Origin of the sequence: Kitasatospora sp. A2-31, from assembly GCF_022288725.1 — a bacterium.
In the GTDB taxonomy this organism is placed as follows: Bacteria; Actinomycetota; Actinomycetes; order Streptomycetales; family Streptomycetaceae; genus Kitasatospora.
Genome location: NZ_JAKNTA010000177.1, coordinates 1 through 1,436 on the forward strand (window position 1 = coordinate 1; position 1,436 = coordinate 1,436).

General features: G+C 68.5%; 1 protein-coding gene and 1 pseudogene. Both read left to right on the plus strand.

The window, feature by feature from the left end:
- Nucleotides 1-957: ABC transporter permease (locus MCM47_RS40650; protein WP_238951821.1), on the plus strand; the 957-nt coding region annotated here is incomplete at its 5' end.
- Nucleotides 954-1,436: pseudogene (locus MCM47_RS40655) on the plus strand (ABC transporter permease); the annotation flags it as partial. The gene MCM47_RS40650 and the pseudogene MCM47_RS40655, both read left to right, overlap by 4 nt.

Sequence of the window (1,436 nt, forward strand, 5' to 3'; positions counted from 1 at the left end):
CAGGTCGCCATCCTCAACCGGTCCACCACGTACTACCTGGCCGCCGCGGCCGCTGCGTTCGGCTTCCGGATGAACCTCTTCAACATCGGTGTCGAGGGCCAGTACAAGGTCGCGGCGCTGTTCGCGGCGTACATCGGCAGCCGGCTCGACCTGCCGTCGTTCATCCAGATCCCGCTGCTGCTGATCACCGCCATGCTGGTCGGTGGCCTCTACGCCAGCATCGCCGGTCTGCTGAAGGTCTTCCGCGGCGTCAGCGAGGTCATCTCGACCATCATGCTGAACGCCATCGCGGTCGCCATCGTCGGTCTGCTGCTCGTCCCCGGCGTCTTCGCGCCGGAGAAGGGCGGCACGTCCAACGCGATCCAGACCTCCCCGGTCTCGCAGTCCAGCCACTTCTTCGCGATCAACACCGACGGGGGCCCGCTCTACGGCTTCCTGTTCATCGCGATCCTGGTCGGCGTGGCGTTCCAGTTCACCCTGACCCGCACCCGCTTCGGCTTCGACCTGCGCGCCACCGGCCGCTCCGAGACCGCGGCCACCGCGTCCGGCGTGAACGTCAAGCGCATGGTCGTCATCTCGATGCTGGTCTCCGGCGCGCTGGCCGGTCTGATCGGCCTGCCCGAGCTGCTGCAGAACTCGTACTACTTCGGCCAGAGCTTCCAGGGCGGCCTCGGCTTCCTGGGCATCTCGGTCGCCCTGCTCGGCCGCAACAGCCCGATCGGCATGGCCTTCGCCGCCCTGCTCTTCGCCTTCCTGGACGCCACCGGCGCGCAGCTGCCCCTCCAGGGCGGCTTCCCGTTCGAGATCGTCCCGGTCATGCAGGGCACCATCGTCATCTGCGTCGTGGTCGCGTACGAGCTGGTGCGCCGCTACGGCCTCAAGCGCCAGCAGCAGAAGGTCGGCGCAGAGCTGGCCGCCCAGGCCGCTGCCAACGAGAAGAAGGAGGTGTCGGCATGAGCACCGCCACCGCTGCCCGTGCGAAGGCGCCGGGCGCTCCCGCCAAGAAGCGCAAGATGTCCTGGCCGGTGGTGCTCCTGCTGATCGCGGGCGCCCTGGTCCTCTTCTCCGCCGTGGGCATGGCCACCGGGAACCACTCGCTGACCTCCTCCGGGCAGGTCACCGCCGCCCTCAGCGCCGCCGTGCCGATCGGCATGGCCGGTCTGGGCGGTCTCTGGTCCGAGCGGGCCGGTGTGGTCAACATCGGTCTCGAAGGCATGATGGTCGCCGGCACCTTCTGCGGCGCCTGGGCCGGGTACCTCTACAACCCGTGGGTCGGCCTGGTGGCCGGCATGCTCGGTGGTGCCCTCGGCGGTCTGCTGCACGCCGTCATCACGGTGACCTTCGGCGTCGACCACATCGTCTCCGGTGTCGGCGTCAACCTGCTGATCCCCGGCATCTGCGCCTACGTCAACCGGATCTACTACAAGGACTACATC